Here is a 25,375-nt window from a genome sequence, read left to right as displayed (position 1 = left end):
AAGCCGCGTTTCGGGACGCTCCGAAACCACGCATAATTCTTCGCGCTGCGGCCGAAAGGGGCCGGAGCGTCCCGAGCCGCCCCTCCTCTCCCGCCGCCGCGAGGCGCCGGGCGCTTCGGCGCGGGCGGACGATAATCCTATTTCGAAGCCGTCGCGCGTTAAGAGCGTTTCGAGCGAAGCGGGAGCCGGCTCGCCGGAAGAAAGCACGACCGAGCCGAGAGATGCGAGTCATCCCGGCTCGATCGGAACCGGAATGACTCCAGAGGGAGCGAGAGGCCTCGCCTCACGGCGTCGGCGTCGGAACCAGTATATGGACGATCATGCCATGCAAAAAGGCTCCCACTATGCCCAGCACGAGGCCGGCCGCCGTGTAGACGTCCGAATATTCCTCCTTGCTGCGCATCATCCGCGAGACGCCCATATAGAAGAGATAGACGGCGTAGACGCCGAGCACGTCGAGCCAGCGCAGGCCCGGAATGAGGCCGAAAATCTCGGCGAGCCAGATGGGCGTGTAGGAATAGGCGACGAGCTGCAGCGCGCGCAGATCGTCGCGCTTGCCCTCGAAGCTCGGCGCGAGCAGCGAGAGCGCCAGAGCGACGCCATAGAGCAGCGGCAGGCCGAGCCCATATTGCAGAGCGGCGCGCATGAGGCCGGTGACAAACGAGTAATGCACCACGCTGGAGCCGCGCGAGAAGCCGAACAGCCAGCCGCCGAGGAAATTGGCCAGCGCCGGCACCGCCGCCAGATAGAGGATGTAATTTCGGTAGAGATCGAGCGCGGTCGTCGGCTCCGCCTCGATCGCCGCCCATTCCGTCTTGGGCGACACGATAATGCGCTTGGCGCGCTCGGCTATATCCTTCAGCCGCTCCTTGATGTCCATTCTTCGCTCCCCTGCCTCGCTCAGTTGCGCCGCGGGCGGAGACTGGCCCAAGGAGCGCGCGGAAACAAGCGCCCGGAGCGAGCGCGCGCAAGCGAGCGCGCGGAAGCGAGCGCCCGTCGCCGCCGGACGCAGATCAATCGACGCCGGTCCACTCCCGCGCCAGATCGTCCGCGCCCATCAGCCGGGCGAAGCAGGATAGGAGCGGCAACGCCGCGGCGCGCGTCGCCATGATCTCCGCCTCGCAGTCGAGCGGAAAGGGCGAAGCGTCCTTGACCACGATGATCGGATGGCCGGCGAGAAAGCCGTCGATCGCCGTCGCCATGGCGAGATCGCCGAGCTCGTCGCCGAGGAGAATCAGCAAAGGGCCGCCGAGACGCTCGAAGAGCCGCACGAAGCCGGCGTCGCGCAGCAGCGACGGACCCTCCGCCCGCAGCACGGCGTCGCCCGCCGCCGGCCGCCGGGGGACAGCGGCGCTTTCCGCGGCGAAGCGCGGCGACTCCACGGTGGAAGAGCCCGCCCTCTGCAGAGCGAGATCGGGCTCGACGAAGACGACGGGCAGGCCCGCCGCCTCCCATCGTCGCAGCAGCGTCGCGCCCCATGTCTCGAGCGCGTTCTGTGATCGCGCCGGCCGCGGCTCTCGCGGAAGGCGCCTTTCGGCGATGCAGACCAATATGGCTCTGGGTCGCGGGGCGGCGATAGGCGATCGAAACACAGGCGTTTCCGTTCCAAAATGCGCCCTAGACCATCCGATTCCGTCGCCGGACTTGCAAGGGCCTGCGTGAAATCTCATATTTCTCTACCTATGCGCGAACAGTAGCAGAACGGATGCGTCGCCGCATCATCCTTCCTGCGGCGCCTCGCTCTGGCCCTCCGCCTCGCGCTCGGCGCGCGATCCCTGGATGAGCGACATGCGCACGAGCTCCGGCAGGCTGCCGGCCTGCATCTTGGCCATCACATTGGCGCGATGCACCTCGACGGTGCGCACGCTGATGCCGAGCTCATGGGCGATGATCTTATTGGGCTGGCCGCGCAGCAGCCCGGCCAGCACCTCGTTCTCGCGGCTGGTCAGCGCGGTGAGGCGGCGCTGAATCTCCTGCGCCTGGAGGTCGCGCGCCCGCTTGCCGCTGTCATAGGCGAGCGCCTGGCGCACCGCGGTCAGGAGGGATTCGTCGGTGAAGGGCTTCTCCAGCAGATCGAGCGCGCCCTCCTTCATCGCCTGGACGGCGAGCGGCACATCGGCGTGAGCGGAAATCACGACGACCGGCAGCGACAGTCCCATCGTCTTCACCTTCAGCAGCAGCTCTATGCCGGTCATCTCCGGCATTCGCACATCGGTGACGATGCAGCCGATGGCCGCGCGATCGACATCGGCGAGAAAGTCGACGGCCGATCCATGCGTCACGACGTCGTGGCCTTCGGTCGTCAATAGCAAGCGCAGCGCATCGCGGACGGCGGCGTCGTCGTCGATGATATGGACGGTCGGCTCGCTCACTCTTCCTCCTCCATCGCGGCGAGCGGCAGCGTGAAGCTGAACGTCGCGCCGCCGTCGCTGTTGGGACCGGCCCATATTTTTCCGTAATGGGCCTCGACGATCGACCGCGCGATCGTCAGGCCGACGCCGAGGCCGTTGGGCTTCGTCGTCGCGAAGGGCTCGAACAGGCTCGCGCGCGCTTCCTCGCTGAGGCCCGCGCCGGTGTCTGCCACATCGAGCCGGATCATCGACCGGCCCGCGAGCGACGTCGAGATCGTCATCTTGCGCATGCGCGAGACGCCCATAGCGTCGCGGGCGTTGCGCATCAGATTGACGAGAACCTGCTTGATCTGCACGCGATCGGCGAGAATGCGGTCATCGGCCGCGTCGAGGCGGAAGACGACATTTATGTTCGACTGCTTGGCTTCGACGATGACGAGCTCTTGCGCCTCGTCGAGGATGTCGTGCAGGTTTTGAAGAGTTTTGTCCGGCTCGCCGCGCGAGATGAACTCGCGCAGATGCGCGATGATCTGGCCGGCGCGCACGATCTGCGTCGCGGCGTTGTCGAGCGCGTCCTCGACATTGGCGGGGCGTTGATCGACGGGCATTTGCAAGAGACGCCGCGCCGCCTTCAGATAGATGGCGGTCGCCGAGAGCGGCTGATTGAGCTCATGCGCGAGGCCGGCCGCGAGCTCGCCGACGGCGTCGAGCCGCTCGGCGTGCAGCTTCTGCATCCGCGCCTCGATCTTGCGCCGCTCGGTGAGATCGCGGATGAAGGCGATATAGAGACGGCGTCCGTGATAGGAGGCTTCGCTGACCGCGAGATCGACCGGAAACAGCGCGCCATCCTTGCGGCGGCCCTGCGTCTCGACGACATTGCCGAGCGTCTCCGGCCCCTCGGAGAAGCGCGCGCCGACACAGGCCTTGCGGCCGCCGAACAGACGCACCGGAACCAGCGTCTCGACATGCGCGCCGATCGCCTCCGCCTTGGCGTAGCCGAACATGCGCACGGCGGCGGAGTTCAGCGACTGGATCGCGCCTTTCTCGTCGACGGTGAGGATCGCGTCATGCGCGCCTTCGACCGTGGCGTAGAGACGCGCCTCCTTGTCGACCAGCGCCTGCTCGATGCGCTTGCGCTCGGTGACGTCCTGCAGATAGCCGTGCCACAGCGTCGCGCCATCGGGCTCGCGCGTCGGCCGCGATTGCGCCTCCACCCATATCCAGCCCTTGTGCGGATGATCGTAGCGATAGCTCTCGCGCCACACGGTCAGGGCGCGCGCCGATTCCTCGATGCTGGCGCGCACGCGCAGCAGATCATCGGGATGCACGCGCGCGAATTTTTCGTCGACGCCCTGCCGCAGCGACTCCGCATCCATGCCATAGATATCTTCGACATTGGGCGAGGCGTAGGGCATGGAGGCCTTGCCGTCCGCGCCGAGGCGATAAGAGGCGATGAGTCCGGGCACGGAGGCGGCGATGCCGGCGAGCTGGTCGGCGAGCCGCGCCTTCTCGCGCAATTCGCCCTCCGTCGCCTTCTTCTCGGTGATGTCGCTGACGACGCCGATGAGCCGCTCGGCGCGGCCGTTCTCCGACAAGGCCTGCGCCCAACAGGCGATCCAGCGCAGAGCGCCGTCGCTCATTCTGCGAATGCGAAACTCCGCCTGATAGCGCCCTTCCCCATGCGGATCGAGCGCCGATCGCACGGATGCGCGCAGCCCCGCGACATCGTCGGGATGCACGATGCCGAAGACGATTTCCGGCGCGAGCGGCATATCGGCGGGAAAGCCATAGATTTCGCGATATTTCTGGTCGGCCTCGGTGACATCCGCGGCGACGTCGTATTCCCAGCTGCCGATGGCGCCGGCGGCGAGCGCGAGGCGCAGGCGCTCATTGCTGCGGCGCAGAGAATCCTCGATCTCGCGGCGATCGGTGACATCGATCACGGCGCCGATCGCGCGCGTCGCGACGACGCCGCGCGCGCTGCGGCGAAACTCGAATTGTCCGGCGAGAGCGATCCAGCGCAGGGCGCCGTCCATGCGCCTGATACGCATCTCATGGCTCCATTCGCCATTCTTCGCGCCCGCGCAGGCGGCGAGGAACTTGCGCTCGAAATCCTGCTTGTCGGCCTCGAACAGCATGGCGTCGGCCTCGGCGAAGCCGAGCGGCTGATCGGGCGCCAATCCCAGAATTTCATGCATGGTGACGGAGAAGCGGTTCGCGCCGGTGATGAGATCGACGTCGAATGTGCCGACGCCGCCCGCCGCCACCGCGAGGCGCGACCATTTCTCGCGCTCGCGCAGCGCCTCGGTCGCCGCGAAGGAGCGCTCCATCCATTTCGTCTGGGTGAGGTCGGTGACGATGGCGAGCCGCGGCCGCGCATCTTCCGCCGGCGCGCCGAGCGCGACGCTCACCGCCAGCATCGAGCCATCGGCGCGACGAAACTCGAATTCGCCGCTCGCCGCTTCCGGCGCCGCGAAGAATGCGGCGAAGCGCTCACGCTGATCGGACGCGACATGGTCGAGAACGCTGTCGCCGATGAGCTGCGCCGCAGGGCGCCCGATCATCTCGCGGAACTGGCGATTGCAATGCAGGATCGCGCCATCGGGCGCGAGCTCGATCGAGCCCTCGCGCATCTGCTCGAGCAGCCTGCGACAGAAATGCTCGGAGCCTTCGCGCGGCGGTTCCGAGCCCTCGCGCGGCGACTGGTAGCCCTCGCGCGGCAATCGTGAAGCTGTCGGCGTCGCGTCTGCGCCGAGGACGTCGCGACTCTGCCCGGCCTCGAGGAGAAGCCGTCGCAGATCCTCGATGTCCTGAAGCTGATCGCCCTGTTCGTCCACCGACATCCTCTCCCCTTCCGCGAAGCGCGGGCGTCGTGGACGCCCGCGCCGGGACGGTCGTTCCCGCCACGGCGCGACCGCGGGACTCGCTCGCGCGGCGTGATGCGCTGCGCGAGTGTCGCGTTCGAGCCGTCGGCGAAGCGCGCTCGGGCTCGATCTGGAGGCGAGCGCTTGCGCCTCGCGAAGGGATCGGTGGGCTTGTATGACAGGCGCGCACGGCAAGCTGCCTGTGGAAACTACTTAGCGCGTCGCCTGCTCGACCATGTCGGTCGAGCAATAAAAAAATGCGCCAGATCAAGCATCTGGCGCATCGTTTCAACGTGAATTGCGGGCGATTTTTTTCAAAATGCGCGCGATCAGAACTCCTCCCAGCCTTCGTCGGCGGTGGGAGATGCGGCGCCGCGCCCGCCCGCGGCGGCGACGCGCCGTCGCGCCGGCGACGCCTCGACGCGCCGCTCGCTGGCGCGCGGAGCGGAAGCCGGCCGCGCGCTTTCGCCACGCTCGAGACGAAACACGGAGATGAGGCCCGCGAGTTCCTCCGCCTCATGGCTGAGACTGTGACTGGCCGCCGTCGTCTCCTCGACCATCGTGGCGTTCTGCTGCGTCATGCTGTCGAGCTGGCCGACCGCGCGGTTCACCTCGGTGAGGCCCGTCGCCTGCTCGCGCGAGCCGGCGGCGATGTCGATCACCACGCGGCTCACCTCGCCGACCTGCGAGACGATGCGCTCCAGCGCCGCGCCCGTCTCAGTCACCAGCACGACGCCATTCTCGACCTGCGAGGTCGAAGCGGCGATCAGCGCCTTGATCTCCTTGGCCGCGTCGGCCGAGCGCTGCGCCAGCGCGCGCACTTCGGAGGCGACCACGGCGAAGCCGCGCCCGGCCTCGCCCGCGCGCGCCGCCTCGACGCCGGCGTTGAGCGCCAGAAGATTGGTCTGAAAGGCGATCTCGTCGATGACGCCGATGATCTTGCCGATATCGCGCGTCGAATTCTCGATGCGTCGCATCGCCTCCACCGCATCGCGCACGATGACGCCGCCCTTCTCGGCGTCTTTCCGCGTCACATCGAAGACCTCGCTGGCGTGGCGCGTGCTGTCGGCGGTCTTATTGACCGTCGCCGTGATCTGCTCGAGCGCGGCGGCCGTCTCCTCGAGATTGGCGGCCTGCGCCTCCGTGCGGCGCGCGAGATTGTCGGACGCCTTGGCGATCTCGACGCTCGACGAGCGGATCGCGCTGGCCGAGTCGCCGACATCGGCGAAGGCGGTCGCGAGCTTGGCGGCCGCATTGTTGAAATCTTCCTTGATCTTGTCGAAGCCGCCATCGAGCTTGTCGACGACGCGCCGCTGCAAATCGCCGCGCGCCAGCTCCTCCAGAGCATGCGCCATCACGCCGATCGCATGGCTCTGATGCGCCTCTGCTTCCCCGCGCCGCGCCTCGGCGACGCGACGCTCCTCGCGCAGCACGTCGAGATAGACCGACACAGAGAGATTCATGTCGAGGAACACGGCCTTGACCAACGCCGCCACGCAACGGGAGGTGCGATCGATGCGCGTCTTGCCGGCGAGCATGGAGCCCGAGAGGCTGTCCTCGACGATGGCCTGGATCAACCGCTCGGTGATGAGCGCATAGGCCGAAATATAGAAGCTCGGCTCCAAGCCGATGCGGGCGTGCGCCTGACCGACGGCCGTCACCATGCGCACATATTCCGAGCCGAACTCGGCCTCGGTGATCTGCGCCCAATGACGCGTCTGCGCGGATTTCGCCGCCGCCATATGGCGCTCATCCGAGAAGAAGCCGCGCAATTTCGAATCGCCGCGAACCTTTTCATAGAAGGCGTCGAGAGCAGGACCGAGCGCCCGCGCGATGACAGGCTTGACCTGACGAAGTGCGGAGCGGGCGGACTCGTTCATCTCCATGAACGCCAAACTGTCGTCCAGCGTCGAGCCACTCTTCATAGACTCGGTCATCCTCTGCTCCCGCAATTCGTTAACCATCGGGGGCGCCGCTTCCAAATGTCGGCGAATCGATTTGCGCATTCCCGATAGCAATCGATTAAGCGATTTGGGAAGTTTCGGCATCACTAACGCCTCACAATTCGTCGCTGCGTCGCAATGGCGCAACGAATGAAACTTTGTAACGTCAGTTCGAGACAAGCTCGTCTCGCTAGTCGAAGGACTCGCTCCTCTTCGACGAGGCTTTCGCGTTGAAATCGAAACAGCAGAAGCGCCGCATAGCCTCGGCGCCACGGCCGGCGGAGGCGAGCGCGTTTCTCGCCGATCTCATGGCCAGCCTGCAGGCGGACGATCTGAAGACCGCGCTGCGTAAAATCGACGCATCCCGCGCGCTCGTCGACACGCATGCCTTCGCGAGCTATCTCGCCGGCCTCATTCGCGTCTCGCTGGGGCAGGACGCTGCGGCGATCGAGCATTTCGGCAGAGCGATCGCCATCGATCCCAACCATGCGCAGGCGCTCTATGGCCGCGCGGTGGCGTTGCAGAAATCCGGGCGCCCCGATGCGGCGATCGCCGATCACGAACGATCGTTGCGGCTCGATCCGGGCAATGTCGAGGGATGGCTGAATTACGGCGCGGCGCTGCAAATGGCCGGGCGCGGCGCGGACGCCGTCGACGCCTATGGGCGCGTGCTGGCGCGGGCGCCGAACCATGCGCAGGCTCTCGCCAATCGCGGCCTTTCGCTGCACGCCATCGGCGAGGACGCGCGCGCGATCGAGGATTACGACCGCGCCATAGCGCTTCTCCCCTCCGACCCCGTGCCGCTGCGCAACAAAGCGGTCTCGCTCGCGCGCCTCGCGCGCCATGAGGAGGCGCTCGATTGCTTCGCGCGCGCCTTCGCGCTCGATCCCTCCTGCCTGGACGCGGCGGATGGCGCGCTGTCCGCGCTCATCGCGCTGCGCCTCTTCGAGGACGCCGTCTCTTTCTGCGACACGGTGCTGAGCATTGCGCCCGGCCATGTCCCGGCGCTGCTGACGAAAGCCAATGCGCTGCACGAGGCCAAGCGCCATGTCGCCGCGCTCGCCACTTTCGACGAGGCGCTCGCGCTGGCGCCGAGCGATCCCAAGCTTCTCACCAATCGCGGCATGAGCCTGTTCGAGCTCGGCCGGCTCGACGAGGCGCACGCCGCGGCGCTCGCCGCGATCGCGGCCGATCCCGGCTTCGCGCTGGCGTGGCGCTGCCGCGGCATGGTGGAGATGCGCCGCTCCGAGCTCGATGCGGCGCTTCCCTCTTTCGACGAGGCCCTGCGTCTTTGCGACGGCGAGGCGGACACGCATTGCGGCCGCGGCATCGTGCTGAAAGAGCTCGGCCGCTTCGACGAGGCGCGGGCGGCGTTCGACCGCGCGCTCGCCATCGATCCGCGCCATTCGGAGACGAAAGCCAATAAGGGCTCATTGCTGCTGCTGCGCGGCGAGTTCGAAGAAGGCCTCGAGCTGTTCGAGCATCGCTGGGTGCTCGACGATCGCCCCAAGGCCGAGGTCGGCTATCGCTGGCCGGAATGGCGCGGCGAGCCCATCGCCGGCAAATCGATCCTCATTCTGGACGAGGCGGGCCTCGGCGACGCGCTGCAATTCATTCGTTACGCGCCGCTGCTGGCGCAGGCGGGCGCGAAGGTCGCCTTTCATTGCCGCCCCGCGCTGCAACGGCTGATGCGCGGCCTCGGCGAGACGGTCGAGATCGTCGCTGCGCCGGCCGAAGACGCCGCCTATGATTATTGCGTGACCCTGTGCAGCCTGCCGCGCGCCTTCGGAACGCGCGCCGAGACGATACCGGGCGACGCCTATCTCCGCGCCGAGCCGGAGCGCGTCGCGCTGTGGCGCGAGCGTCTCTCCGGCGAGGGATTGAAGGTCGGCGTCGCCTGGCACGGCAGCGCGCATTCGCGCTCCGACCATGCGCGCGCCGCGCCGCTCTCGGCCTTCGCGCCGCTCGGCGGCGTCGCCGGCGTGCGGCTCTACAGCCTGCAGAAGAATTTCGGCGCCGATCAATTGCGCGCGGCGCCGATGCGCGTCATGTCTTTCGGCGACGATTTCGACGCCGGCGCGGACGCTTTCGTCGACACGGCGGCGGTCATCGAAAACCTCGACCTCGTCGTGACGATCGACACCTCCATCGCCCATCTCGCCGGCGCGCTCGGCAAGCCGGTGTGGATCGCGATCAAGCATGCGCCGGAATGGCGCTGGCAATTGGAGCGCGAGGACAGCCCCTGGTATCACAGCGCGCGGTTGTTCCGTCAGAGCGCGCGTGGCGATTGGAGCGACGTCTTCGCGCGCATGGCGCGCGCGCTCGCGGCGCCGCATGCGCGTCCGGCCGAGGCCGACGCCATTCTCATTCCGGGCTCGGTCGGCGATCTCATCGATCGCATCACGATTCTCGAGATAAAGTCGGAGAAGATCGCCGACGCCGCCAAGCGCGCCAATGTGGCGCGCGAGCTGTCGCTGCTGGCGGGCCTGCGCGACGATCGCGGCTTCGCCGGCGGCGCGCTCGACGCGCTGGCGGACGAGCTGAAGGACACCAATCTCGCACTGTGGGAGATCGAGGATCGCATTCGCAATTGCGAGAAGCGCAGCGATTTCGGCGATGAATTCATCGCTCTCGCGCGCAGCGTCTATCAGCGCAACGACCATCGCGCGGCGCTGAAGAAGCGCATCAATCTTGCATGCGGCTCGGCGATCGTGGAAGAGAAATCCTATGACGAGGCGCCGCGCGCCTCGTGAGGCGGCGGCGAGCCCGAGGACGCGCGTCACACCACGGCGCCGATTTTCAAATTCCACTCGATTTCGACGAGAATTCGAAGCCTTCGATCAGCATGGGCGGCGCACAGATCGTCGCGCCTCCCATCTCCGTCTTCACGCGCTCGCTCGCGCCGATCGCCGCTATGCGCGAGAAGACGCCGTCGAGATTTTCATTGAAGCGCATATTGCGCACGGGGGCGACGATCTCGCCATTCTCGACGAGGAAATTGCCGTCGCGCGTCAGCCCGGTGAGCAGCAGGCTGCGCGGCTCGACGAGATTGGTGTACCAGAAGCGCGTCACCAATATGCCGCGCCGCACGCCGCGGATCATCTCCTCGAGGCTCGTCGTCCCGCCCGCCACGGTGAAATTCGCCGCCGGAGGAACCGCCTCCGCGCCGGTCTTCTGCGCCCAGAAGCGCGGGCGCGCGAGGGTCCGCGCCACGCCCTGCTCCACCCAGAAGCGCGGCTCCTGGGCGAGGCCTTCGTCGCCGAAGGGCGCCTCAGGCGCATTCGCATCCCCGGGATCGGAGCGGATGGACAATTGCGGGCTGAACAAAGTCTCGCCGAGCCGCGTTCCGCCGCCGGGGCGCGAGAAGAAGCTGCGGCCCTCGTCGGCGGGTCGCGCGCGCAGCATCCACATCAGCCATTGGGCGAGCTCGCCGACCGCCGTCGGCTCGAGGATCACCATATAGCGTCCGGGCTCGAGGTCGAGCGGCTCCTCGTCGCGGGCGGCCTTCAGCGCGGCGCGGCGGCCGATGGCGGCGGGATCGAGCCGCGCCACCGCGAAATCGCGCGCGCCGGACCAGCCGGACCAGCCGTCGTTGCGATGGCGCGCCGTCGTCGAGAGATCGACGAAGCTCTCGCGATCATAGGCGAAGAGGCCGGCGCTGGAGGCCAGCGCCGAGAAGCGGCGGCCGGTCGCCGCGCAGCCGTACATATTCACGTCGCGCGCGCTTCCCTCGGCGACGATGCGCGCGGTCGCCTCGGCGAGGAAGCGAAGATCGAGCGCCGCGGTCGCCTCGTCATAGCGCGCGGACTCCGGATAGGCCGATGCGCCGAGCGGCGGCAGGAATTCGGGGTCCTCCGGCAGCAGGCGCGCGATCTCCTCGGCGCGCGCCGCGGCGCGGGCGAGCGCTTCCCACTCGAGCCCGCCGATGGAGACCGCGCCGACGCGCCCGCCGACATGCGCCTCCACGCGCGTCGTCACCCGCGCCGTCGCGACATTGGTGGTCACGCCGCCGCCGGCGAAGCGCAGGCTCTGCGCCTCCTCGCCATCGATATGGATCACACAGGAATCCGCCGTCGACGAAGCGACCAGGCGTCGGGCGAGGGCGAGGGCGTCGTCTCGCGTCAGGAACATGGCCGGCCTCTCTGCGTTCGTCTGCGTCCCGGCGGTGGGCCGGCAGTCCGTGATGAGCGGTCGCATGATAAGATGGATATCCGCCGCTCGAAAGCCGTCAGGCGCGGCCGGGACTGTGTCCGCCGCGCAACAGTGGCTCGGATAGTGGGCCGCGCCCGCGTCCGATCATTGACCGCCCAGTTCCGGCGGACCTATTTTTGGAGCCGATGAGGACTGTCTCCTCCATGCGCGGCACGGCGCGCCGGCTTCTCGCCTGCGCTACGGTGTTTCTCGCCCTGTTGCAAGCCGTCGCCCTGCTCGGCTCGATGGCGCGCGCGCATGGGGCCGCCTCGGCCGGCCTCTCGTCGAGCGAGCTCTGCGCCGCCGCCCGCGACAGCGACGGCGCGCCGATCGCCCATCATATCGGCGAGCATCATTGTGTCCTGTGCTCGGATCGGACCGCCGAGCCGCCCGCCCTCGCCCCCGCGACGGCGCCCGTCGGGCTGCGGCCGGACGGCGTCGCCAGCATCGGCGCGCGGGCGCTGTCGCCACGCGCGCCGCCGCTCGGCTGGGCGAGCTCCTGGTCCTCGCGCGCGCCGCCATCGGTCTGAAATTCGAACGCCGCCGCCCGCCTCGGGCGAGCGGCCGGCCTCGACTTTTCGGATCAATCGCGCGCGCGCGCCAGCCAGGGCGTTTCACTTTGTCTCGATCGATCTCGTCACGCGGCGATCGGCCTGCGGACCCCAAACCTTGGCGGTTCCGCGAGCTGTTCCTCGCCCATAAGCGCGATCTCTTCGGCTTTCTGGTGCGCAAGGTCGGCGCCGTCGACGCGCCGGATCTGCTGCAGGAGACCTTCCTGCGCATGGTCCGCCATGATCGGCCCGAGACGATCGAGGACCCGCCGGCCTTTCTGAAGCAGATCGCCGTCAATCTCGTGCGCGATTTCGCCCGCCGCCGCAAGACCGAGGCGGGCTGTCTCCAATTCGGCGACTATGTGATCGACCCGCCGGCGCCGGAAACGCCGATCGAGGAGCGGCTCGACTATGAGCGCCGCTCGGCGCTGCTGAAAGCGGCCATAGAGACCCTGCCGCCGCGCTGCCGCGAGGCCTTCGAGCTGCATATCTACAATGACGTCGCGCTCGCCGAGGTGGCGCGGCGGATGGAGATTTCCGACCGCATGGCGCGCAAGCATGTGAGCCTCGCGCTGCGCGCCTGCCGCGCCGCGCTGCGGAGCGGCGCCGAGTGATTTTTTCCCGTTTCGAGGTTCCGCCTCGCGCCGGGGCCGCGTCCTCTATACTGTCGCGCGCGGCGCCTCGAGGACGGATGGAGAGATGACCGGGGATAAGGCGAGAGAACCCGCGCCGGACGAAGCCGGGGACGCCGCGATCGAATGGTTCGTGCGCCTGCGCGCGGGAAAGCTCTCGTCGCAGGAGACCGCGGCCTTCGAGGCCTGGCGCGCCGAGCCGCCGCATGCGGCCGCCTTCGACGACGTGCTGCATATGTATGGCCACCTCGCCGGCATGAGCCCCGCCCGCCGCATGCGCCCAGCGCCGCGCGCGCGCAGGATACGGGCCGCGGCGCTCGCCTTCGCCGCCGCGGCGGCCGTCGCCGTCTTCGCCTCTTATGATGAAATCGCCCTGCGGCTCGAGGCTGATCATTTCACCGGCGTCGGCGAGAAGCGTCTGGTGACGCTGGACGACGGCTCGCATGCGCTGCTCGACTCGCGCTCCGCCATCGCCTTGCGCTATTCGGCCGGCGAGCGGCGGCTGCGGCTGCTCTCGGGCGAAGCCTGGTTCGAGGTCGCGCCCGACGCCTCGCGCCCCTTCGTGGTCGAGGCGGGCGAGGGCCGCGTCACCGCGCTCGGCACCGCCTTCGACGTGGCGCTGGAAAAATCCGGCGCGCGCGTCACCGTGACCGAACATCGCGTCGGCGTCGCCAGCGGCGGCAAGACCACGATCGTCGAAGAGGGCCAGCAGACCGCATTCGAGCGCGACGCGCCGGCCAGCGCGCCGGAGGCCGTCGATCTCGATGCGACGACCGCCTGGCGGCGCGGCAAGCTCATCGTCAATCGGCAGCCGCTCGGCGATGTGCTCGCCGCGCTCGGCCGCTATCATCGCGGCTATATTTATTGCGTCGATCGCGCGATCTGCGCGCGGCGCATCTCCGGCGTCTTCGGCGCGCAGGAGGACGCGCTGCAATCCTTGGCGGAGATAGAGTCCTCGCTCGGCCTGCGCGCCATCCATGTCACCCGCTATCTGATCCTGCTGTATTGAATTCGAACGCTTCATCGGCGCGCGAATTTTTTCGAGCGTAGGAGGTTCCGCTTTTTCCGCCTGCCGCGTCCTGTTGCCGAGAGCCCGACACTATGGCGGGCGTTGCGACGGCGGGACGGAATGGCCATGGCGAGGAAAAAGTCGGTAGGCGAGGGCGTGAATATGAGCTCGACGGCGATCGCCTTGGCGCTGAGCGCGATGACGCTCGGCGCACAGGCCCCTGTCACCAGCGCGCAAGCGTCCATCTCGCCGCAGGAGCGCGCCGGGACGCTGCTCCATTACCAGATTCCGGCCGGCGCGATGGAGACGGCGCTCAATGCTTTCGCCGATCGCAGCGGCCTGCATATCGTCTTCGACGTCGGTCTCACCGACGCCGTGAAGACACGCGGCGTGCTCGGCGCTTATTCGGTTCGCGAAGGTCTCGACCGGCTGCTCTTTGGAACAGGCCTCTCCTATCGCCTGTCGGAGAATGGTCGCTCCGTCTCCATCATTCTCGCGCAGGCGTCGCGCGGAACCATGACCGACGCCAGCGGCGAAGAGCTGCCGCCGATCGACATCGGCGCCGAGCAGAAGCGCATCTCGGGCGCCTCGACCGCGCCGGGCTTCGACGCCGAGCGCGCCAAGGAGCCGATCTATCGCGACCCGCCCGGGCAGACGGTGACGACGGTCGATCACAAATTCCTCGAGACGACGCCGATGCAGACTGTGCAGGACATGCTGCAATACAGTCCCGGCGTCTCCATCGCGCAAGGCACGATTCCGCGCGAGCTGCTGCCGTCGATCCGCGGCTCCGGCAATCGGCTCGGCATGACCTACCCCTTCTCCGTCCGCAATATCATGCTCTATGAGGACGGCTTTCCGATCGTCACCGCGGACGGCAACGGCCGCACCGACATGCTGGACCCGCATTCCTTCGCCGGCGTCGACGTCTATCGCGGCCCGTCATCGGCGATGTTCGGCAATTACGCCTATGGCGGCGCGATCAATTTCCGCAGCCTGACCGGGGCGCAGATCGACGGCGTCGAGACCGGCTCCGAATTCGGCAGCTTCGGCTATTTCAACAATTACCTGCGCGCCGGAAAAAAGTTCACCGATCGCGATTTCGGCGACTTCGACATATCGTTCTTCGGCTCCGACACGCGCGGCGACGGCTATCTCGCGCGTGGCGCCCACGCGTTCGACCAAGGCAAGGTTCTGGCGACATGGACGCCGGTTCCGACCGATCGGCTGACGTTCAAATTTCTCGCCAGCAGCTCCTTCGCCGAATTCATGAATCGCAGCTCGCTGACGCAATTCTACACCAATCCCTACGGCAAGACCGTCAGTTGCCGCATCGCGACGCCCGCCAATCTGCCCTTCTGCAACAATCTCAACGCGCCCGCCAACGGCTCCTTCACCAGCGCCGCCTCGGGGCTTTCCAATCAGAGCGTCTGGCAGCTCGGCACGCATTGGCATGTGATGCGCGACATCGTGGGCTTGCGCTATGAGCACGACTTCGACAACGCCACCACATGGCGCACGCAATTTTCCTATGATTATCTCGATTACATCAACAGCACCTGGCCGCCGCCGAAGGTCGGCCCCGCCGCGCTCGGCGGCCTCGGCGGACCAGTCGCGATCCGCGGCCCCTCCTTCGGCTTCAGCGCCTCGACCGACATCACCAATCATGGCGCGATCTTCGGCCTGCCGGCGACGCACTATCTCGGCTTCTTCTATGACGCTCTGAAGAGCGACAATCCGCTGTATTCGCAGGTTCCCAATGCCTGGGGCTATGGCGCGATCGGCGGCGCGGTCGGCAATATCGAAAGCAATCATTCCAACATCGGCATTCGCGCGCGCGAGGAGATCGCGCTGACGCCGCAGCTCACCGCGGCGATCGGCTTCAGCTCCAATTGGAACAGAATCTCCGGCGTCTACACCGTCTATAATTACGCCGCCAGCGGCGCCATGACGCGGCCGACGCAGGTCGGCGTCGACAATGAGTATTGGAACACGGCGCCGGAAGCCTCGCTCACCTATCGCTTCAGCCCGGAATGGCAAATCCGCGCGCGCTATGCGACAGGCTATGGCACGCCCAATTTCATGTATCTCACCAACACGCCGACGGGCGCCGGCAATAATACGTCGCTGAAGGCGCAGACCAATATGGGCGTCGATCTCGGCGTCGACTGGACGCCGGCGAAAAACCTGACGGCGAGCGTCACGCTCTACAATGAATGGTTCCGCAACGAGATCCTCACCCAGGCGAATGGCCTCGTCAGCTATCAGCTCAATGCGCCGGCTTCGATCCATCGCGGCGTCGAGGCGAGCGTCGACTGGCGTCCCTTCGACCGTTGGCGGCTCATCGCGGCCTATTCGTACAACGACCAGTTCTTCACCAATTTCTGGGACAATCTCTCATCGACGATCGCCTATAATCGCTCTGGAAATCGCATCCCCAATGTGCCGACGCATACGCTGACGAGCCGCGTCGGCTATGACATTGCGGATGGCGATTTCAAAGGGCTCGGCGCTTTCGTCGAATATGTGTTCAAGAGCTCCTACACGATCGACAACGCCAATCTGACGTCGGTCCCGGGCTACGGCCTCGTCAATCTGAACCTGCATTACAGCCGTCCGATCACGGATAGCTATGTGAAGAACATCGAAGTGTATTTCGATGTGAAGAACCTCTTCGACCACACCTATGTCGCGGGCGCCAATGTGCTGACCAATACGCTGGTGACGGGAACCGCGGTGCAGACGCCGGCCGTCCTGCTCGCCAATTCGACGGGCGCGTCGATCATCGCCGGCTCGCCGCGCGCTTTCATCGGAGGGGTGAAGTTCAAATTCTGAATGTCGCGCGCGCGTCGAAGAAGGCGAAGATGCGCGAGCCCCCTCCCCAACCCTCCCTCGCTACGCGGGAGAGGGAGCAGATTGCACGCGTCATCGGCGTTTCGCGACACGTCGTCGCCTTCCCTCTCCCGCACAGCGGGGAGGGTGAGGGAGGGGGCCTGCCGCGTGAAGGACTTCAGTCGCGCGCGGTGTTCAGCACCGTCACGCCGCGGAAGCGCGCGGCCGGCGCGCCATGGGAAACCGGCGCGAGCTGCATCGGCTCGGCCTTGCCGCAAGTGAAGGTGCCGCAGAGCCGGTAGGTGGAGGAATCGCCGAGCCCGTCGAGCGAATTCCAAAACGGAATGGTGCGGCCCTGATAGGCGGCGTCGCGCACGGGCTCGCCGAGCTTGCCGTCCTTGATCTCGTAGAACATCTGCCCGCCGAATTGGAAATTGTCGCGCTGCTGATCGATGCTCCAGCTTCCCGCGCCGACGATATAGAGCCCCTTCTCGACGCCGCCGATCAACGCCTCGAGCTTGCAGGCTTCAGGATTGGGCGCCAGCGAGATATTGGGCATGCGCTGAATGGGGAAGGCGGTCGGATCATCCGCATAGGCGCAACCGTTGGAGCGCTCGGCGCCGATGAGATGCGCCTGACCCAGCGCCATTTGAAAATTGCGGAACACGCCTTTGGAGACGATCTCGAATTCGGCGCGGTCGCGCGGCGCGCCATCGTCGTCGAAAGCGATGCTGGCGAGGCCGCCCTCCTGCGAGCGATCGGCCTTTATCGTCATCAGCTCGCTGCCGAAGCGCAGAGTGTTCAGCATATGCGGCTTGACGAAGGAGGTGCCGGCGAAATTCGCCTCCCAGCCGAGCGCGCGATCGAGCTCCGTGGAATGGCCGACGGTCTCGTGAATGGTGAGCCAGAGATTGGTGGGATCGATGACGACATCGGTCACGCCCGCCTCGACGGGCTTCGCGTCGAGCTTTTGCCGCGCGTCCTCGACGGCGCGGGCCGCCTCGCCGAGGAGATCGCAGGCGAGCGCATAATCCCAGCCGGCGGCGCGCGCCGGGGCGAGGCTCTCGCGCGTCGCATAGCGGCCGGAGCCCTTGTCGATCACCGTGACCTCGAAGGAGGGCTGCGCGCGCGTGCGCGACTGGACGATGCGGCTGCCGCGGCTGTCGGCGAAGAGCCGCTCCTCCGTGGCGAAGGAGAAGGAGGAGACGCAATAATCCGCGCCCGCCGCCAGCGCCGCCGAATTGACCTCGATCAGGCGCGCGACCTTCGCGGGCGCATCGACGGCGAAAGGATCGATCCCCAGCGGCATGATCCATTCGGCCTCATGCGGCTCGGTCTCCTCGAGCCGCACGGGCGCGACGCGGATCGGCGCGACGGCGCGAGCGTTGTGGATCGCGCGCTCGACGGCCGCCTCTATGGCGCCGTGCTCCAGCGAGCGCGCGCCGTAAAAGCCCCAGCAGCCGTCGACGAGCACGCGCAGGCCGAAGCCGGGGCTGGAGCTCTCGAAAAATTCGTCGAGCCGCTCTTCCTTCGCCTGGATGAACTGGCGGCGCGTCTCGCCGATGCGAATATCGGCGTAGCTCGCGCCGGCGCGACGCGCGGCGGCGAGCGCCGCAACCGCCAGATCGGCGAGACGGGCGCGGTCGAGCCGGAACGGCGCAGCGGTCCGCGAAGCCTCTTCGAGTTTTTGCGCAATGGTCATGGGTCCCTCGCCGCCCGAGGATAGACTCGGAGGGGCGGCGAGGGAATGCCGAAAGCTCGGACTCTTCGCGTCCGGCGTCTTCAGCGTAGAACGGCGAAGCCCTGCTTCTTGTAGAAGCCGGCGGCCTCCGGGCTCTTCAGAAAGGCGAAGAATTTCGTCGCCGCCTCGCTCGTCGAGGAGGCGGTCTGCGCGAAGGGATAGACGATCGGCGGATGCGAGGAGGCCGGGAAGGTCGCGACGACCGAAACCTTCGGCTCCGAATGCGCATCGGTCAGATAGACGATGCCGAGCGGCGCCTCGTCACGCGCGACGAACAGCAGCGCAGCGCGAACATTCTCGGCGAAAGCGAAGCGCGATTCGAGATCCTCCCACAGATTGAGCTTGGTCAGCGCCGCCTTGGCGTATTTGCCGACCGGCACGGAGGCCGGATCGCCGGTGGCGATGCGTCCGCTATCGCCGAGCGCGGCCAGCAGCGCGGCCTTTTCCAGCGCGACCTTCTTGCCGCCCGCGATCTTCGGCGCGACAAGGACGAGGCTGTTTCCGAGCAGATCGACGCGCGTGCCCTCCTTCAGGAGGCCGCGCGAGGACAGGTAATCGGCCGAAGCCGTGTCGGCCGAAACGAAAATATCCGCCGGCGCGCCCGATTCGATCTGCTTGGCCAGCGGCAGAGAGGCCGCGTAGCTGATCGAAATCTCGACGCCCGTCTTCTTCTTATAGGCCGCGGCTGCGTCGTCGAGCGCATTCTTGAGGCTCGCGGCGGCGAACACAGTGACCGTCTTTGCGCCTGCCGCCTTGTCGGCGCCGGCCGCCGGCGCCTCGGCGAAGGCGGGAGTGAAATTCAGCGACAGAAAAGCGGCGACGAGCGCCAGACTTGCCATTTTGACCATGAGAACGACTCCGATGATCGGCCCCGATGCGCGGGCCTTGTCCTAATTATGCATATCTTTTGCCTCCATGTGAGTCATTCACATAAATTCACATGAAAAGACCGCGCTGTTTCGTCGCCGCTCGGCGTATGGCGACGCCTTTTTCGTCTCTCGGCCGCGAATGGCGCGATTGTCGGCGGCCAGTCGATATGATAATTTTCCCCGTCTCGGAAAAAATGCACCCTGTTCAACAAAATGCGCAATGTCTGAATTTCTCACGACGCGCGAGCTCGCCGCGCTTTTGCGCGTCAAGGAGCGCAAGGTTTACGATCTCGCCGCGGAAGGCGCTCTGCCGGTGCGCCGCGTTACCGGCAAGCTGCTGTTTCCCCGCGTGGAAATCGAGGAGTGGCTGGCGGCGGGCGCGAGTGGCCGGGCGCCCCGTGGCGAGGCGACGGCGCGTCCGCTGGTCGTCGCCGGCGGCCATGATCCGCTGCTCGAATGGGCGTTGCGCGAATCGCGCTGCGGCGTCGCCGCTCTGCTCGACGGCGCGCTCGACGGGCTGGAGCGCGCGGCGACCGGCGGCTGCATCGCGGCCGGCCTGCATATTCCAGAGCCCGGCGACGGCTGGAATGTCGAGACCGTGGCCCGCAGGCTCGCGGGCGAGCCGATCGTCGTCGTCGAATGGGCCAAGCGTCGCCGCGGGCTGATGTATCGCAAGGGGCTTCCGCGGCGCATAGCCGGCCTCGCCGATGCGCGCGACCTCGATTTCCAATCGCGCCAGCCGGAGGCCGGCAGCGAGCTCGTCCTGTCGCAGCTGCTCGAGCGCGAAGGGATGAAGCGTGAGCATCTGCGCCTCGTTCCCGCGGTGGAGCGCTCGGAGACCGATCTCGCCTCGGCCATCGCCGCCGGCCGCGCGGACATCGGCCTCGGCCTGGAGGCCAGCGCGCGCCAGTTCGGCCTCGACTTCGCGCCGCAAATCGTCGAGCGCTTCGATCTCGTCGTCTGGCGCAAGGCCTATTTCGATCCGCCCTGGCAGGCGCTCATGCGCTTTTGCGCGAGCGAGGCGTTCACCGCGCGCGCCGCGCGGCTCGGCGGCTACGACGTCTCGCAATTCGGCGCCGTGCGGTTCAACGCCGACTGAGGCTCTCGAAAAAGCGCGACGCCGCCGGCCGGCTCTGGCGCCCGCCTTGCTGTATCGTTACAGGAATAGGAGCAAAGACAATGTCAGCTTCCACCGAGATGAGCGTCGACGCCGAAAGCGCGGCGCTCGAAGCCGCGATCACGACCTGCGTTCGCTCTTTCTATGACAAGGGCCTCGCCGATCCGCTGCTCGGGCCGATTTTCGGCGCGATCCCGGCGCTCGACCAGCATCTCGACATTATTGCGAATTTCTGGTCGAAGGCGCTGCTCGGAACCGAGCGCTATGACGGCCATCCTTTCGCGGTACACCTCAATCTGCCGGTCGAGCTCGAGCATTTCGCCCGCTGGCTGGAGCTGTTCACGCAAACGGTGCACGAAAACCTTCCGCCCGCCGCGGCCGAGCAGGCCATCGCCAAGGCGACACATATGTCGGAATGTTTTCAGGGCGGGCTGTTTCCCTTCACCGGCGCGGACGGCAGACCGTCGCGGCTGCCGGCAGCCGCCGTCCCGTCGATCGGACAGAAGCGCGGCTAGCGTTTCCAGCAGACACTTACGCGACGAGCATACATATATGCATTATAATGTCTTTGATCGCCCGCGGTCGCGCATTATAATGTCCATATGTATGGAGGACATCGCTCATGACAAAGCTCAAGCTCACCACGGTCGGCACGTCCACGGGCGTCGTCATCCCCAAGGAAATGCTCACCCGCATGAACGTCGCCAAAGGCGATACCCTCTACGCAATAGAGGGCCCGGACGGCAGCTATCGGTTGACGCCCTATGATCCGATGTTCGAGCGCAAGATGCAGGCCGCCGACGACATCATGCGCCGCTACCGCAACACCCTGCATGTCTTGGCGCAATGAGCGGCGCAGAGCCGATTTGGATCGAGGAATTCGACGCGCTCGCCTTGCATGATCGCTTGCTGGCCTACCATGGCGGCGCGCCGGGTTTGCGCGACGAAGGCCTTTTGAAATCGGCTCTGGCGCGAGGGCGGCAAATGTTCGCCTACGACGACCGCGCCGACCTCATCGACATGGCGAGCGCCTATACGAGCGGGATCGTCAAGAACCATCCGTTTCTCGACGGCAACAAGCGCACCGGCTTTGTCGTCGGCATTCTGTTTCTCGAATTGAACGGCTGGCGTTTCGACGCATCTGAAAGCGCCGCCGCCGAGGCGGTTCTCGCGCTCGCGGCGGGCTCGTTGGACGACGTGAGCTACACGACATTCTTGCGGGAGAATGTTTCGCCTGACGCAAAACCCTGATCGATACGAAGCCACGCTCAATAGCGCTGGAGACTTTGCGCGACCTGCCCGCCCGAGCTGACGCCGTCGGTCTCAGATCGACAGTCCGCCGCCGCCCTCCAGAAACGCGTCCCAGGAGAAGGGCGTCCAGCCTTCCGCCTGCATTTCGATCGCGAAGGAGACGCCGCGGGCGATGAGCCGGTTGCGCGCGGCCATGCCGGCGACCTGCGCCCCGCTCGAGGCGGCGATGTCGGCGAGCGGCGTGCCGACGGTGACCGCCCTGCCCTGCTTGATGATGCCCCTGATGCGGCCGCCATAGGGGGCGAGGACCGGCGCGCCGTCGATCAGGCCGAAGGCTTCGCCCGCCTCGACGACATTGCCGATGTCCTTATACATTTTGAACAGCCCGGCCACCGGCGCGCGCACCGGCTCGGACTCCGGCGGGTCCGCCTCGGCGCTGGGGCCGGGACCGTCGCCGGGGCGCCGTATCGCGCCCGGGTCCTTGCCATAGGCGTCGATGGCGAGATCGCAATTCTCGCCCGGAATCGAGCCGGTCGCGACGCCGATCGTGAGCGCCGCGAGATTTTTGATCGAGAACGGGTCCTTGCGCGGGGTCATCTCGGCGTCGATGACGACCTCCCAGGGCCAGCGTTCGAGGATTTCATTGAGCGGATGCGTCAACACCGGCACGAACATGCGGCTGCGCAGGCCGAGCATGAATTCGGCGACGAGATCGGCGCGGCGCGCCTCCACCCCTTCGAGCACGCTCGAGCCGTCGAACCAGGCGTCCGAGAACGTCATTTTACGCCGAAGATCGGGCGGCGGCGCGGCCTCGTGAAGGGCGACGATATGATCGGCGAGGAACAGCTCGCGCGCTATGGCGGAGGCCGTCTCGCCGATGCCGAGGACGAGAACGCAGGAATGTCTGTCGGACATGACGGCTCACTTCGGCTGAGGTGATGTGGTTCGTGCGGGCCAAGCAAGAATCTGGCCTTCCCTGCGAAAGCGGCGCCATTCGGCGGTGGCGCGCGGCCCCGATGCGCGCTCCGCGGGTGACCTTATGCCGCAGCGGAAAACACCCTTGTCTGGAAATTTTGCAATATACTCTGATATACGGCTGGCGTAGAAAGAAGCGCTTCGGGCGGAGACGCCGGCTCGGCCGGCCGATCGACAGCCCGACAATTCGGAGAGCGCCGCGCGCGCGGCGAAAATGGAGGACGATGTGCAACCGAATGTTTCTTCAGAGGTCTCGACCGAAGCTGGCCATATCGTCGCGACTGTCCCCGCGGCTGTCGAGCCGGTGGTAAAAGACGCCAGCGTCGCGACCGCGGTCGGCGACAGCGTCATCATCATGATCCGTTTCCGCCCCGATACGACCGTCTGGGAAATCAACGGCCTTCCTTCCCATCTCGACAAGCAGGCCTGGTTCACTCTTCTGTGCAAGCGCGCCGGCGACAAATTCGAGGCGCGCGCAGGCGGCCGCGGCTATTTCCGCCTGACCCGCGAGCAATATGAGGCGATCGCCGCTCGCAATCCGAACTGACCAATCGAGACGGGCGCCGCCGAGCGGCGTCCGTGTCCTGACCCGCGCCGCCGAGCGGCGTCCATATATTGGCGTCCCTATCCTGACGTCGGCGTCCTGGCCCGGCCGGTCGATGCGACTGCGATTTTCCCTTACCAAAATATGAGATTGGCGTATTTCTCGCTAGTTCGGCGATCATGCTGGACAAAACGACGCCGCTCTTTGCTCGAACCCATCATTACGTGTCGCTCTTCCCGGCGCGCGTGCTGCGTCACGACTGGGATTTGGGCCTCTCCACGCTGTTTTTCGCCGGTGGGGAATTGCGCGTGCCGCTCGTCGACGCCGCCGTCGGAACGGCGATCGAGGTGGAGATCGACGCGCGCGACGTCTCGATCGCTCTGTCGCGGCCGATGGATGTCTCCATCCTCAATCGCCTTCCCGGCACGATCATCGAGCTAGATTTTCTGCCGCCGCCCTTCACCCGCGCCAGCATCTCGCTGGGCGGCGCGCGCGTCGACGCGCTGATCACCCATGAATCGGTGGAGCGGCTCGCTCTGGTCGAGGGACTCTCGGCCTGGGCGATGATCAAGACGATCGCCGTCAGCGGCCGGACGCTCGATCCCGACGAGGCTCCGTCTCCGCGCCACTGGCCGTCTTCTGATAGGACCAGTCGAGCGCGCCGATGATCTCGTCCAGCGTGCGCTTGGCCGAATTGGCCGCATGGCGCTCGATGGAGCGATAGACGCTCACCAGCCGCTCGCCGAAAGGCGTGATCTCCGCCCCTCCCTCGCGGCGACCGGGAAAGGTCGCTACGACCGGGCTCTCGAAGGTCCGGTTGAGCGCGTCCACCGACAGCCAGCATTTGCGATAGGACAGGCCGAGCGCACGGCTCGCGCCGATGATCGACCGCTCCTTGCGCAGGGCGTCGATCAGCTCGAGGTCCGCCGGGGCGAGGACTCCGCCATTGGGCAGCTTCAAAATCACGCCGATCTGCGGCGCTTCACTGTCTGTTCGCATCGTCCCGGGCCTCCTTAAGACGCCGCGATCTATATCGAACAAAATATAGCTGAAATGCGACGGCCCTGTCACATTGGATACAGGAATGTCAGTGTGCGACGAAAGGTCCCTCGATCGGCGTCGCCTCGCGCTTGGCGAGCTCGATGCGGATCGCCCGGCCGACGCCGCTCGCGACCAAGGCCGATCGCTCGTCTATGCCGGTCCATTTGGCGGAACGGCCGCGCGGATCGATCTCGAGCAGCTTGACCCCGGCGGGAATATGCAGCCCGTCGCGAGCGACCCCGCGCAGCACGCCATCGAGCGGCGCGGTGACCGGCTCGCCGTCCAGATGGCCGACGACGAAATCCTTGAACACGCGGACGCCGATCTCGACCGCCGAATGCCACAGGCCCGGCTTGCGCGAATAGGCGAAGCGCTCCTCTCCAACACCGCCGAGGCGGTTGGGAACATGGTCGGCCGGCTCGGTCGCGCCTTCCTGAATGATGAGGCCCGCCTGCGACGGCTTGGTCTCGATCGCTATGTCGCAATTGCGGCCGACGGCGAAATTGGGACCGAGACCGACCGCGATCTTGGCAAGATGCCGCAGGTCCGGCGTCGCCCGATATTTCTGCATGCGGGCGTCGACGAGCACATGCGCCGTGCGAATGGCCACGAGATCGTGGAACTGCAGCGGCGTCACCGCGACATTGGTCGTGCGGTCGAGGATTTCGACAAGCTCGATCGTCGAGTCGGCGCGCTCGCCCGCGACATCCTCCAAAGTGATCGATTCGCCATAGAGGCAATCGTGAAACGCCATCTGCCGACGAATGACCGGCGGAAACGAATCATAGCTGAGCACGCATGCCCAGCCGATGCGGTTCATGTGGACGGCGACCGCCGAAGCGATCTCATTCGTTCCCAGAATGACGGCCAAAGGGCGCTTCCGCCGCGGCGTCGAAAATTCGTGTCGAGGGCGCATCGCTCACTCCTGATCTGAAAAACAGGGAAGCAAGCCGCGCGCCAGCGCTCATGCAATCGTTTATCATTTAAATTCATGTCGTTGTAAAAACACTTCGCGCCGTTTCGGGTGGCGCTCCTATATTGTCGTGTATATAACAGTGGCGGTTTCCGACAGTCTGTCGCATCGTCAGGCGTCGTCGGCGCGGAAATGGACAGCGAGCCAGACGGTCGGCAACGTCGCATCGGTCCATTCGACGCGATGGCGGCGATGGGCGGCGATCTCGAGATAATCGCCGGGCGCGAGGGTCACGAGCTCCTCCCGATCCGAAAAGCGCAGGCCCGCCGAGCCCGCGAGCAGGATCACCCATTCCGATTCGTCCTGGTCGTGCCAGAAGCCGGGAGGGCTGGCCTGGCCGAAGGAGACGATTCGCTCGACGCGCAGGCCCGGCGCGGCGAGCAGCGGGAGAAATTGCTCCTGCTCCGCTTTTTCCGGCAGATCGACGAAAATATTGTCCGGACGCATGGCTCACCCCCGCAGCTGGCGCGCGGCCGCGGCTCGTCGGATCG

At 66.4% G+C, this 25,375-nt stretch carries 23 protein-coding genes; 11 read left to right on the top strand and 12 right to left on the bottom strand.

Annotated elements, in window-relative coordinates; translation table 11 throughout:
* Positions 1 to 283: 283 nt before the first annotated feature.
* From VIF40_RS12650 to VIF40_RS12630, 5 genes are all read right to left on the bottom strand, one after another.
* The gene (locus tag VIF40_RS12650; protein WP_331937870.1) at positions 284 to 880 is read right to left on the bottom strand and encodes a Yip1 family protein; all 597 of its coding nucleotides are present in this window, start codon (positions 878 to 880) and stop codon (positions 284 to 286) included.
* A 133-nt stretch (positions 881 to 1,013) separates the two neighbouring features.
* On the bottom strand, positions 1,014 to 1,592 hold the full coding sequence (locus tag VIF40_RS12645) for a hypothetical protein (RefSeq protein WP_331937869.1): 579 nt from the start codon (positions 1,590 to 1,592) through the stop codon (positions 1,014 to 1,016).
* A gap of 126 nt (positions 1,593 to 1,718) precedes the next feature.
* Positions 1,719 to 2,372, bottom strand: coding sequence for a response regulator FixJ (gene fixJ, locus VIF40_RS12640; RefSeq protein WP_331937868.1), 654 nt, complete (start codon positions 2,370 to 2,372; stop codon positions 1,719 to 1,721).
* Positions 2,369 to 5,194 (bottom strand): PAS domain S-box protein, encoded by a 2,826-nt coding sequence (locus tag VIF40_RS12635; RefSeq protein ID WP_331937867.1) that lies wholly within the window; start codon positions 5,192 to 5,194, stop codon positions 2,369 to 2,371. Before VIF40_RS12635 ends, fixJ begins: the two co-directional genes overlap by 4 nt.
* Before the next feature lie 350 nt (positions 5,195 to 5,544).
* Positions 5,545 to 7,152, bottom strand: coding sequence for a methyl-accepting chemotaxis protein (locus tag VIF40_RS12630; protein ID WP_331937866.1), 1,608 nt, complete (start codon positions 7,150 to 7,152; stop codon positions 5,545 to 5,547).
* Between the two features lie 236 nt (positions 7,153 to 7,388).
* On the opposite strand from VIF40_RS12630, the gene VIF40_RS12625 reads away from it, so the two are divergent.
* Complete coding sequence (locus tag VIF40_RS12625; RefSeq protein WP_331937865.1) at positions 7,389 to 9,911, top strand: DUF6165 family protein; 2,523 nt, start codon at positions 7,389 to 7,391, stop codon at positions 9,909 to 9,911.
* Positions 9,912 to 9,957: 46 nt separating this feature from the next.
* Here the strand turns inward: VIF40_RS12625 and VIF40_RS12620 are convergent, their stop codons facing one another.
* Positions 9,958 to 11,289 carry a TldD/PmbA family protein gene (locus VIF40_RS12620; protein WP_331937864.1) on the bottom strand — a complete coding sequence of 444 codons (1,332 nt, stop codon included), beginning with the start codon at positions 11,287 to 11,289 and terminating at the stop codon, positions 9,958 to 9,960.
* Positions 11,290 to 11,495: 206 nt separating this feature from the next.
* Here VIF40_RS12620 and VIF40_RS12615 point away from each other — a divergent pair, with 206 nt between their 5' ends.
* From VIF40_RS12615 to VIF40_RS12600, 4 genes are all read left to right on the top strand, one after another.
* Entirely contained in the window at positions 11,496 to 11,879 is a 384-nt protein-coding gene (locus tag VIF40_RS12615; protein ID WP_331937863.1) for a DUF2946 family protein, read from the top strand.
* An 89-nt stretch (positions 11,880 to 11,968) separates the two neighbouring features.
* Entirely contained in the window at positions 11,969 to 12,514 is a 546-nt protein-coding gene (locus tag VIF40_RS12610; RefSeq protein ID WP_331937862.1) for an RNA polymerase sigma factor, read from the top strand.
* A gap of 85 nt (positions 12,515 to 12,599) precedes the next feature.
* On the top strand, positions 12,600 to 13,541 hold the full coding sequence (locus VIF40_RS12605; RefSeq protein WP_331937861.1) for a FecR family protein: 942 nt from the start codon (positions 12,600 to 12,602) through the stop codon (positions 13,539 to 13,541).
* Positions 13,542 to 13,667: 126 nt separating this feature from the next.
* Positions 13,668 to 16,376: a TonB-dependent receptor gene (locus tag VIF40_RS12600; protein WP_331937860.1), complete on the top strand. Its 2,709-nt coding sequence runs from the start codon at positions 13,668 to 13,670 to the stop codon at positions 16,374 to 16,376.
* 175 nt (positions 16,377 to 16,551) lie between these two features.
* Here the strand turns inward: VIF40_RS12600 and VIF40_RS12595 are convergent, their stop codons facing one another.
* A complete protein-coding gene (locus VIF40_RS12595) occupies positions 16,552 to 18,075 on the bottom strand; it encodes a TldD/PmbA family protein (protein WP_331937859.1) in 1,524 nt (507 codons plus the stop codon).
* An 80-nt stretch (positions 18,076 to 18,155) separates the two neighbouring features.
* The gene (modA, locus tag VIF40_RS12590; RefSeq protein ID WP_331937858.1) at positions 18,156 to 18,962 is read right to left on the bottom strand and encodes a molybdate ABC transporter substrate-binding protein; all 807 of its coding nucleotides are present in this window, start codon (positions 18,960 to 18,962) and stop codon (positions 18,156 to 18,158) included.
* Positions 18,963 to 19,203: 241 nt separating this feature from the next.
* Between modA and VIF40_RS12585 the strand changes: the two genes are divergently transcribed.
* From VIF40_RS12585 to VIF40_RS12570, 4 genes are all read left to right on the top strand, one after another.
* On the top strand, positions 19,204 to 20,082 hold the full coding sequence (locus VIF40_RS12585; RefSeq protein WP_331937857.1) for a helix-turn-helix transcriptional regulator: 879 nt from the start codon (positions 19,204 to 19,206) through the stop codon (positions 20,080 to 20,082).
* Between the two features lie 80 nt (positions 20,083 to 20,162).
* The gene (locus VIF40_RS12580; protein WP_331937856.1) at positions 20,163 to 20,615 is read left to right on the top strand and encodes a group III truncated hemoglobin; all 453 of its coding nucleotides are present in this window, start codon (positions 20,163 to 20,165) and stop codon (positions 20,613 to 20,615) included.
* A 107-nt stretch (positions 20,616 to 20,722) separates the two neighbouring features.
* Positions 20,723 to 20,950: an AbrB/MazE/SpoVT family DNA-binding domain-containing protein gene (locus VIF40_RS12575; RefSeq protein ID WP_331937855.1), complete on the top strand. Its 228-nt coding sequence runs from the start codon at positions 20,723 to 20,725 to the stop codon at positions 20,948 to 20,950.
* The gene (locus VIF40_RS12570) at positions 20,947 to 21,351 is read left to right on the top strand and encodes a type II toxin-antitoxin system death-on-curing family toxin (protein ID WP_331937854.1); all 405 of its coding nucleotides are present in this window, start codon (positions 20,947 to 20,949) and stop codon (positions 21,349 to 21,351) included. The genes VIF40_RS12575 and VIF40_RS12570 overlap by 4 nt, the downstream gene beginning before the upstream one ends.
* Before the next feature lie 72 nt (positions 21,352 to 21,423).
* Here VIF40_RS12570 and VIF40_RS12565 read toward each other — a convergent pair whose 3' ends face one another.
* Positions 21,424 to 22,266, bottom strand: coding sequence for a hypothetical protein (locus VIF40_RS12565; protein WP_331937853.1), 843 nt, complete (start codon positions 22,264 to 22,266; stop codon positions 21,424 to 21,426).
* A 286-nt stretch (positions 22,267 to 22,552) separates the two neighbouring features.
* Between VIF40_RS12565 and VIF40_RS12560 the strand changes: the two genes are divergently transcribed.
* Both VIF40_RS12560 and VIF40_RS12555 read left to right on the top strand, forming a co-directional pair.
* A complete protein-coding gene (locus VIF40_RS12560) occupies positions 22,553 to 22,873 on the top strand; it encodes a hypothetical protein (RefSeq protein WP_331937852.1) in 321 nt (106 codons plus the stop codon).
* Positions 22,874 to 23,049: 176 nt separating this feature from the next.
* On the top strand, positions 23,050 to 23,538 hold the full coding sequence (locus VIF40_RS12555) for a molybdenum ABC transporter ATP-binding protein (protein WP_331937851.1): 489 nt from the start codon (positions 23,050 to 23,052) through the stop codon (positions 23,536 to 23,538).
* Here VIF40_RS12555 and VIF40_RS12550 read toward each other — a convergent pair.
* The 3 genes from VIF40_RS12550 to VIF40_RS12540 form a co-directional block, all read right to left on the bottom strand.
* Positions 23,453 to 23,869 (bottom strand): ModE family transcriptional regulator, encoded by a 417-nt coding sequence (locus VIF40_RS12550; RefSeq protein ID WP_331937850.1) that lies wholly within the window; start codon positions 23,867 to 23,869, stop codon positions 23,453 to 23,455. The genes VIF40_RS12555 and VIF40_RS12550 overlap by 86 nt on opposite strands.
* 88 nt (positions 23,870 to 23,957) lie before the next feature.
* Positions 23,958 to 24,827: a xanthine dehydrogenase gene (locus tag VIF40_RS12545; protein WP_331937849.1), complete on the bottom strand. Its 870-nt coding sequence runs from the start codon at positions 24,825 to 24,827 to the stop codon at positions 23,958 to 23,960.
* A 168-nt stretch (positions 24,828 to 24,995) separates the two neighbouring features.
* On the bottom strand, positions 24,996 to 25,331 hold the full coding sequence (locus tag VIF40_RS12540; protein WP_331937848.1) for a cupin domain-containing protein: 336 nt from the start codon (positions 25,329 to 25,331) through the stop codon (positions 24,996 to 24,998).
* Between the last annotated feature and the right edge of the window lie 44 nt (positions 25,332 to 25,375).

The sequence above is a fragment of the Methylosinus sp. genome (genome assembly GCF_036560965.1).
In the GTDB taxonomy this organism is placed as follows: Bacteria; Pseudomonadota; Alphaproteobacteria; order Rhizobiales; family Beijerinckiaceae; genus Methylosinus.
The sequence above is the reverse complement of the archived record's forward strand: the minus strand, read 5'-3'. Positions and strand labels throughout refer to the sequence as shown.

Excerpts from the sequence above, each read along its gene's own strand:
- VIF40_RS12650 (WP_331937870.1), bottom strand. The coding sequence starts at position 880 with ATGGACATCAAGGAGCGGCTGAAGGATATAGCCGAGCGCGCCAAGCGC.
- VIF40_RS12635 (WP_331937867.1), bottom strand. The coding sequence starts at position 5,194 with ATGTCGGTGGACGAACAGGGCGATCAGCTTCAGGACATCGAGGATCTG.
- VIF40_RS12630 (WP_331937866.1), bottom strand. The coding sequence starts at position 7,152 with ATGACCGAGTCTATGAAGAGTGGCTCGACGCTGGACGACAGTTTGGCG.
- VIF40_RS12620 (WP_331937864.1), bottom strand. The coding sequence starts at position 11,289 with ATGTTCCTGACGCGAGACGACGCCCTCGCCCTCGCCCGACGCCTGGTC.
- VIF40_RS12615 (WP_331937863.1), top strand. The coding sequence starts at position 11,496 with ATGAGGACTGTCTCCTCCATGCGCGGCACGGCGCGCCGGCTTCTCGCC.
- VIF40_RS12605 (WP_331937861.1), top strand. The coding sequence starts at position 12,600 with ATGACCGGGGATAAGGCGAGAGAACCCGCGCCGGACGAAGCCGGGGAC.
- VIF40_RS12600 (WP_331937860.1), top strand. The coding sequence starts at position 13,668 with ATGGCGAGGAAAAAGTCGGTAGGCGAGGGCGTGAATATGAGCTCGACG.
- VIF40_RS12595 (WP_331937859.1), bottom strand. The coding sequence starts at position 18,075 with ATGACCATTGCGCAAAAACTCGAAGAGGCTTCGCGGACCGCTGCGCCG.
- modA (WP_331937858.1), bottom strand. The coding sequence starts at position 18,962 with ATGGTCAAAATGGCAAGTCTGGCGCTCGTCGCCGCTTTTCTGTCGCTG.
- VIF40_RS12585 (WP_331937857.1), top strand. The coding sequence starts at position 19,204 with ATGTCTGAATTTCTCACGACGCGCGAGCTCGCCGCGCTTTTGCGCGTC.
- VIF40_RS12580 (WP_331937856.1), top strand. The coding sequence starts at position 20,163 with ATGTCAGCTTCCACCGAGATGAGCGTCGACGCCGAAAGCGCGGCGCTC.
- VIF40_RS12575 (WP_331937855.1), top strand. The coding sequence starts at position 20,723 with ATGACAAAGCTCAAGCTCACCACGGTCGGCACGTCCACGGGCGTCGTC.
- VIF40_RS12570 (WP_331937854.1), top strand. The coding sequence starts at position 20,947 with ATGAGCGGCGCAGAGCCGATTTGGATCGAGGAATTCGACGCGCTCGCC.
- VIF40_RS12565 (WP_331937853.1), bottom strand. The coding sequence starts at position 22,266 with ATGTCCGACAGACATTCCTGCGTTCTCGTCCTCGGCATCGGCGAGACG.
- VIF40_RS12555 (WP_331937851.1), top strand. The coding sequence starts at position 23,050 with ATGCTGGACAAAACGACGCCGCTCTTTGCTCGAACCCATCATTACGTG.
- VIF40_RS12550 (WP_331937850.1), bottom strand. The coding sequence starts at position 23,869 with ATGCGAACAGACAGTGAAGCGCCGCAGATCGGCGTGATTTTGAAGCTG.
- VIF40_RS12545 (WP_331937849.1), bottom strand. The coding sequence starts at position 24,827 with ATGCGCCCTCGACACGAATTTTCGACGCCGCGGCGGAAGCGCCCTTTG.
- VIF40_RS12540 (WP_331937848.1), bottom strand. The coding sequence starts at position 25,331 with ATGCGTCCGGACAATATTTTCGTCGATCTGCCGGAAAAAGCGGAGCAG.